The organism is Mycolicibacterium wolinskyi (assembly GCF_002101965.1).
In the GTDB taxonomy this organism is placed as follows: domain Bacteria; phylum Actinomycetota; class Actinomycetes; order Mycobacteriales; family Mycobacteriaceae; genus Mycobacterium; species Mycobacterium wolinskyi.
Map to the genome: position 1 here is coordinate 478,171 of NZ_LQQA01000010.1, position 7,736 is coordinate 485,906.

Annotated in this window: 5 protein-coding genes; 1 reads left to right on the forward strand and 4 read right to left on the reverse strand. The window is 67.7% G+C overall.

Features of this window, described 5'->3' with window-relative positions:
- Positions 1-51 precede the first annotated feature (51 nt).
- From AWC31_RS11100 to AWC31_RS11115, 4 genes are all read right to left on the reverse strand, one after another.
- On the reverse strand, positions 52-2,427 hold the full coding sequence (locus AWC31_RS11100; protein WP_085144283.1) for a cation-translocating P-type ATPase: 2,376 nt from the start codon (positions 2,425-2,427) through the stop codon (positions 52-54).
- Complete coding sequence (locus AWC31_RS11105) at positions 2,424-3,959, reverse strand: serine hydrolase (protein WP_165765942.1); 1,536 nt, start codon at positions 3,957-3,959, stop codon at positions 2,424-2,426. The genes AWC31_RS11100 and AWC31_RS11105 overlap by 4 nt, the downstream gene beginning before the upstream one ends.
- Before the next feature lie 83 nt (positions 3,960-4,042).
- The gene (locus AWC31_RS11110) at positions 4,043-5,149 is read right to left on the reverse strand and encodes an MBL fold metallo-hydrolase (RefSeq protein ID WP_085144285.1); all 1,107 of its coding nucleotides are present in this window, start codon (positions 5,147-5,149) and stop codon (positions 4,043-4,045) included.
- Between the two features lies 1 nt (position 5,150).
- Entirely contained in the window at positions 5,151-5,885 is a 735-nt protein-coding gene (locus AWC31_RS11115) for an enoyl-CoA hydratase (protein ID WP_067846072.1), read from the reverse strand.
- 26 nt (positions 5,886-5,911) lie between these two features.
- Here AWC31_RS11115 and AWC31_RS11120 point away from each other — a divergent pair, with 26 nt between their 5' ends.
- A complete protein-coding gene (locus tag AWC31_RS11120; protein WP_085144286.1) occupies positions 5,912-7,384 on the forward strand; it encodes an acetyl-coenzyme A carboxylase carboxyl transferase subunits beta/alpha in 1,473 nt (490 codons plus the stop codon).
- The last annotated feature ends 352 nt before the right edge of the window (positions 7,385-7,736 follow it).

Genomic DNA, 7,736 nt, shown 5'->3' on the forward strand with positions numbered 1-7,736 from the left:
CCCTATCGTTTCGATAACTCTGGGAACGGCCGCTATTCTTCCCGTTGCCAGCTATCTCCACAAGCGCCGCCGTTCGCCCAGTACAGCGCCCTGAACCCACCACAGCACCTCGATGAGCACCGCCCCGATGAGGCCGATGCCGAGTGCGGTCGCGGTGAGCGCCAGATTGGACGGGTCCAGCAGGAACAGGTGCTGAGTCCACGGCATCGCGAAGATCAGGAGGTACGCGACGACCGAAACCGCGACCAGGGCAACCCGCCACCACTCATACGGCCTGGCCACCACGGACAACACCCACACCGACGACACCAGCAACGTTATTAACGCCGCCGTCGATGCCTGGGTTTCCTCCACCGGCGTCGCTGCCCGGCCTTGATAGGCGATCAGGTACGAGACGAACGTGGCAGTGCCGACCACCAGACCCGACGGCAGCGCCGCCGTCATGACCCGCCGCACGAATCCGGTGTGGGCCCGCTCGTTGTTCGGTGCGAGCGACAGGATGAACGCCGGGATGCCGATCGTGAACCACGCCGCGATGGTGACGTGAATCGGCTGGAACGGGAACAACAGCGGATCGGTGCCGAAGAACCGCGCCGACAGGCCGCCGATACCCACCAGGATCGCCAGCAGCACCGAATAGACCGTCTTGGTGAGGAACAGATTGGATACCCGCTCGATGTTGCCGATCACGCGGCGTCCCTCGCCCACCACGTAGGGCAGCGTCGCGAACTTGTTGTCCAGCAGCACGATCTGCGCGACCGCACGGGACGCGGAGCTGCCCGACCCCATCGCGACGCCGATGTCGGCGTCTTTGAGGGCGAGCACGTCGTTGACACCGTCACCGGTCATCGCGACGGTGTGGCCACGCGACTGCAGCGCGTGCACCATGGCCCGCTTCTGATCCGGCCGCACCCGGCCGAACGTCGTGTACTCCTCGAGCGTATCCGCGAGCTGCTCGGGCTCGTGCGGCAGCTGCCTGGCGTCCATGGTCTCGCCGTTCAGCCCGAGCTTGCCTGCCACCGCACCCACCGAGACAGCGTTGTCGCCGGAGATGACCTTCACCGAGACATGCTGGGACGCAAAATAATCCAGCGTGTCGCCGGCATCGGGACGAATCCGCTGCTCCAACACCACGAGCGCGACGGGGGTGACGGTGCCCGGCGCGTCCGGCGCATCGACCGCGACGTCGCACGATCCCACCAGCAGCACCCGCAGGCCTTGGGCGCCGATCTCCTCGGCCTGCTCGGCCACCGGAGACGTGGAGTCCAACAAGACGTCCGGTGCGCCGATCACCCAGTTGCCGTGCTCGCCATAGGACGCGCCGCTCCACTTGGTGGCCGATTTGAACGGGGCCGTCGCGGTCGCCGTCCAGCCCGGCGGCATCTTGTAGGCCTCGGCGATCGCGGCCATGCTGGCGTTGGGGCGCGCGTCATCGGCCGCCAGCTGCGCCAGCACCTCGGCCACCGCGCTTTCGGTGACGGGCTTGAGATCGCTGACCCGCATACCGTTCTCGGTCAGCGTGCCGGTCTTGTCCGCGCACACCACGTCGACGCGGGCCAGGCCCTCGATCGCAGGGAGCTCGTTGACCAGGCATTGACGCCTGCCCAGCCGAATCACGCCGACCGCGAACGCGATCGACGTCATCAGCACCAGGCCTTCGGGAACCATGGGCACCAGCGCACCGACCATGCGCAGCACCGCGTCGCGCCAGTCGGCATCGGTGGTGAACAACTGCGTGTAGATCGTCAAAAGGCCGGCCGGGACCAACAGATACGTGATGAACTGCAGAATCTTGTTGATGCCGTTACGGAGTTCGGATTTCACCAACGTGAACTTCGAAGCCTCTTCGGCGAGCTTGGCGGCGTAGGCCTCCCGCCCGACTTTGGTCGCCCGGTAGGCGCCGGTTCCCGCGACGACGAAACTGCCCGACATGACGGCATCGCCCGCGTCTTTGGCTATCGGATCGGCCTCACCGGTGAGCAGGGACTCGTCGACCTCGAGGTTGGTTTCCTCGACGACCTCACCGTCGACGACGATCTGATCGCCGGGCCCCAATTCGATGATGTCGTCGAGCACGACCTCGCTGGGCATCACCGAACGGGTGCCCGACTGTCTGCGCACCGTCGGCTTCGCCTGGCCCACGATCGCCAGTTTGTCGAGCGTCTGCTTCGCCCGGATCTCCTGGATGATGCCGATCGCGCTGTTGGCGATGATGAGCAACCCGAACGCACCGTTGATCACCGAACCGGTGGACAACACGATGATCAGCAGCACCCCGAGGATCGCGTTGATGCGCGTGAACACGTTGGCCCGCACGATTTCCGAGACCGTGCGGGCAGCGCGAGTCGGCACATCGTTCGTCTTGCCGTCGGCGACGCGCTCGGCGACCTCGGCGTCGGTGAGGCCGGTGGCAGTGATCGTCGTCATCGCAAAAAGGTCCCCATCCGGTCCTCGTCGTAATACTCCAACGTCAGTCTGTCACCGGCGAACGTCGCCTTGGAGACCGTCCCCGGCGGGGCGTTTTCGGTGACGAACGAGAAGGTGAAGATGTCGCCGTCCCAGTGCTGCAGCGGTACCACCAACTTCGGGCCCAGCGCCAACGACAGCTTGCCGTCCCGCTCGGTGACCGTGGCCGGCCCCCAATAGTCGTTGCGATAGACGCCGACATAATCCGAAAGTGGTTTGGCGGGAGCGGGTTTGGCCGGCGGTTGCTTACCGACCAGCTCGCCTTCCGGGGCGTCCATCGGTGCGAACGCGTCGGCATAGAGCTTGCGCCAGTCCTGGCGGACCTCGCCGAACTGCACGAGGTCGGCGAACTCGGCGGTCAGCGTTTCGGGAGTACCCGTCGGGCTCGCGTTGGTCAACGCGACGATCGCCACATCGGCCGAGGGGATGACGACGAAGTTGGTCGCGGCGCCGGTGTCGAAGCCGCCCGAATGGCTGATCTGGGTACGCGCGGCAGACGTCGTCCCGACGTTGAAGCCGTATCCGTAGAAACCCGACCGCATCGCGGGATCGGTGGGAGGGCTCGACACGATCTGCGGGCTCACCGCGGGGAGAAGTGCTTTCGCGTCGACGATTTGACGGCCCTCGAAGCTACCGTCGGCCAGGACCATGGTGAGCCAACGAGCCACGTCGTTGACCGATGAGCTCACCCCGCCTGCCGGCGACTGCGCGTCGGGGTCGCGCACGTACTTGGGTTCGTAACGACCGTCGATCCGGATGTGGTCGACCGCGCGATCCGGATTGGCCTCGTAGTCGGCGAACCGCGAGCTTGCCGACTCCATGCCCAACGGCCCGTACAGGACGTCGTGCGAGAGGTCCTCCCAACTCTTGCCCGCAGCCGCTGCCACCGCCTCGGCCGCCGCCGTCAACCCGAAGTTGGTGTAGGCGTAGGAGATCCGGAACGGGTCGAGCGGTAGTTGACGGAGCCGGTCCAGCACCTGGCGGCGGTCGTAACCGAGATCTTCCAGCCGGTCACCGGCGTGGTCGGGCAGCCCGGAGCGGTGGGCGAACATGTCCCCCACCGTGACCATGCGGGTGACGACGGGGTCCGACAGTGCGAACCACGGCAACTCGGACACGATCGGGGTGTCCCAACCGATCGCGCCCGCACCCACTTGATGTGCGACCACGGTGGCGGACAACGACTTCGACAGCGAGGCGAGCTGAAACACCGTGTCCGGATCGACCCGGTTGCCTTCGGCATCGCCGTCGTCGGCGTTGCGTACGCCGAAACCTTTCGCGTATACGGTCTTTCCGCCATGAACGACGGCGACAGCCATGCCGGGAATCCCCGAATCGCGCATGAGTTCCTCGGCGATGCGGTCAAGTTGGGCGACCGCGTTGTCGACAGCGTTCTCCGGCAACGGCATCGCGGGCACAAGAGGCGGCGGCTCGTCGGCGAACGATGACGCCGGTTGCGCGGCATCTGAGCAGCTCGTCAGTGCCAGACCCATCGCCACCGCGAGAGCCAACGTACGGAAGGTGGACACAGAACGCGAGTATGCCCGCAAACGCGCCGCCGAGCCGTGCATTGGCGCTACAACTGCCACCAGGGGTCAGCCACCGGCGAGTCCCGGTCCACCCGCTGACCCGGCTTCGGAACGGCGACCTGGATGCCGGCCGGGTCGGCAGCCGCGAGCAGCCGGTGCACCGGTTCGGCCCACGGGTGCGGAGCCAGGCGGAACGTCGCCCAGTGCACGGGCACCAGCAGTCCGGAATCGGTGATGTCGAGGTGTGCGCGGACCGCCTCTTCGGGATTCATGTGGATGTCCGGCCAGGCCGGGTGATACGCCCCGACCGGCAGCAGCGTCAGGTCGAAAGGCCCATGGTCCGACCCGATCTCGGCAAAACTCTTGGTGTAGCCGGTATCGCCGCCGAAAAATGCGCGGTGCGTCGGCCCGACGATCGCCCACGACGCCCACAGCGTGGAGTTCCGACGGAACATCCGACCGGAGAAGTGGCGGGCCGGCGTGCACACGAGCGTCAGGTCGCCGATGCGGTGGCTTTCGTTCCAATCGAGTTCGACGATCCGGTGCTCCGGTATGCCCCACTTGCGCAAGTGCGCACCGATGCCCAGCGGCACCACGAACGGCGACCGCTGCGTGCGGGCCAACCCGATGATGGTGTCGATGTCCAGGTGGTCGTAGTGGTCGTGGCTGATCAGCACGGCATCCACCGCGGGCAACGCTTCCAGCGGCAGCGGCGGTTCGTGCAGCCGCTGCGGCCCCACCACCCGTGACGGCGAGCAGCGCCTGCTCCAGATCGGATCGGTGAGCACGCGGTAGCCGTCGACCTCGATCAGCGCGGTGGAGTGGCCGTACCACGACACCGCGCACGCCTCTGCCTCACCGTCGGCGGGTTCGGCCAGCGGTATCGGCCCGGTGGGCCAGCTCGCGCCCTTGCTGCCGAACATCTCCGTGAGCAGCAGCCGCCGCTCCTCGCGGTTCATGCTGATGCCCGGCGAGGCAGGCTCGATGTTGACGAACACGTCGCCGTCGTACTGCGGCGACCGCCCCGCCACCGGGCGGATGTCCCGCCGCCCCGCACCCACCGACGCGTACGTGCCGCTCAACGCGCGCAACAGCCAACCTCCGGCCAGCAGGGACGCCGACCGGACCCCCCATCGCAGCGCCGCGCGCAACACGTCAGGCTCCGGTGAAGTTCGGCGGCCGCTTCTCGATGCGGGCCACCTGTGCCTCGATGACGTCCTTGGAGGCCCACGCCTTGTCGAACAGTTCCTTGTGGGCCGGCCACTGTTCCTCGTATGCGCCGTCGTCGTTCAGCACGCGCTTGGCGTGCTGCAGTGCCAGCGGCGCGAACCCCGCGATCTCGGCAGCCCACTTCTGCGCATCGGCGAGCGTGCCGATGCGGTTGGCCATCCCGGTCTGCAGCGCGACATCGGACGTGAGACGCTCGGCGGCGAGCAGCATGCCCCGCGCGCGGCCGTAGCCGACCAGCGAGGTCAACCGGCGGATGCTCCAGTTATCCAGTGCAAGGCCGTATTTCGCGACGGGGAACTGGAAGTATGCGTCCGGAGCGACGACCCGGAGATCGCAGATCATCGCGAGGATGACGCCTGCGCCGATCGCCGGACCATTGATCGCGCCGATGACGGGGACCGGCGTCTTGTCGATCGCCAGGTTCAGCGCGAGCGCCTTGTCGGGCAGTTTCTCCGCCATCCCGGCGGCGTCGGTCAGGTCGGCGCCGGAGCTGAAGACCGGGCCCTGGCCGGTCAGCACGATCGCACGGACATCCTCGTTGGCGGCGTTCTCCACCGCTTCCCGCAGACTGTCGACGAGTTCACAGTTCAGCGCGTTGCGCCGCTCAGCGCGTTGGAGCTCCAGGGTCAGGACGTTGCCGTCTCGGGTGACACCAATCATGCGGCCAGCCTATATACGCTCAGACCGTGAGTCGGATCGGCGCCCTGGCCCTTCGTGATGCAGTGCTCGACGAGGGCTCGTTCCACAGCTGGGACGCGCCGCCGCTCGACGTCGCGACCAGCGACGAGTACCGGCGCGAACTGGCCGAGGCGTCGTCGAAGACCGGGCTCGACGAATCGGTGCTGACCGGCGAGGGCACGGTGTTCGGCCGCCGTGTCGCGGTCGTGGCCTGTGAGTTCGACTTCCTGGCGGGCTCGATCGGCGTGGCCGCGGCCGAGCGGATCACCGCCGCGGTACAGCGGGCGACCGCCGAGGGGCTGCCGCTGCTGGCCTCGCCGAGCTCGGGCGGCACCCGCATGCAGGAGGGCACGGTCGCGTTCCTGCAGATGGTGAAGATCGCCGCCGCCGTCGAGCTGCACAAACAGGCCCATCTCCCCTACCTGGTCTACCTGCGCCACCCCACGACCGGCGGGGTGTTCGCGTCGTGGGGTTCGCTCGGCCATGTCACCGCGGCCGAGCCCGGCGCGCTCGTCGGCTTCCTCGGGCCCCGCGTGTACGAGCACCTGTACGGCGAACCGTTCCCCGCCGGCGTCCAGACCGCCGAGAACCTGCATGCCCACGGCGTCATCGACGGCGTGGTACCGCTCGCGCTGCTGCGTGACACGCTGGACCGCACGCTGCGGGTCGTTGCCGATCCACCGGGCCCACCACCGCAGGCGGCGCCGCCGGAGCCGCTGCCCGACGTGCCGGCCTGGGAGTCGGTCGAGGCGTCCCGACGGCCCGACCGGCCGGGGGTCGGGTTCCTGCTGCGGCACGGCGCGACGGATCGGGTACTGCTTTCGGGTACCGAGCGGGGTGAGGCGGCGACGACGTTGCTCGCCCTGGCCCGGTTCTTTGGTCAGCCCGCCGTCGTGGTCGGCCAGCGGCGCATCGTCGGCGGTCTCGTGGGGCCAGAGGCGCTGCGGGAGGCGCGACGCGGCATGGCCTTGGCCGCAGAGCTGCGGCTGCCGCTGGTTCTCGTGATCGACACGGCGGGGCCTGCGTTGTCGACCGAGGCCGAGCAGGGCGGGCTGGCCGGTGAGATCGCGCGCTGCCTTGCCGAACTCGTCACGCTGGACACCCCGACGGTGTCGGTGCTGATGGGTCAGGGCAGCGGCGGGCCCGCGCTCGCGATGGTGCCGGCCGACCGCGTGCTGGCGGCCTCGAACGGCTGGCTGGCCCCGCTGCCACCCGAAGGTGCCAGCGCCATCGTGTACCGCGACACCGAGCACGCGGCCGAACTGGCTGCGGCGCAAGGAGTCCGGTCGATGGATCTGCTGCGGCACGGCATCGTCGACGTCGTCGTGCCCGAGCTTCCCGACGCCGCCGACGAGCCCCGCGCGTTCACGGCGAGGCTCTCGACGGCCATCGCCACCGAGCTGCACGCGCTACGTGCGGTGCCCGGTGAACAACGGCTGCAGGCCCGGCTCGAGCGCTATCGCCGGATCGGCCTGGGCTGATCCGGCGCTCAGCCCGTCAGGTGTCGTCCTGCCCGCATATCAGCGACAATGTCGCGGAAACCGCCTCTTGCGTAACAGCATTCGCAGCTACCCCATGCCGGAGATAACACCTGCCACACTATGCTCGAATGACACTTGGTTAACGCATTTTTCGGTGCCCGCATATCAGCGACAATGTCGCTGGCAGGTGGTCATCGACATTCGTTGGGCCGGAACATGGGAAGCACCCCTGCGGCTAATTGTTCACTCTGCCTAGGGTTGCAGTCAGTATGTGGCATGTTCTGATCCGGGACATCGCTGACAGGTGGATGTCTCGGGACATCGCTGACACCTGAGGGTGGCTGTGGGCCAG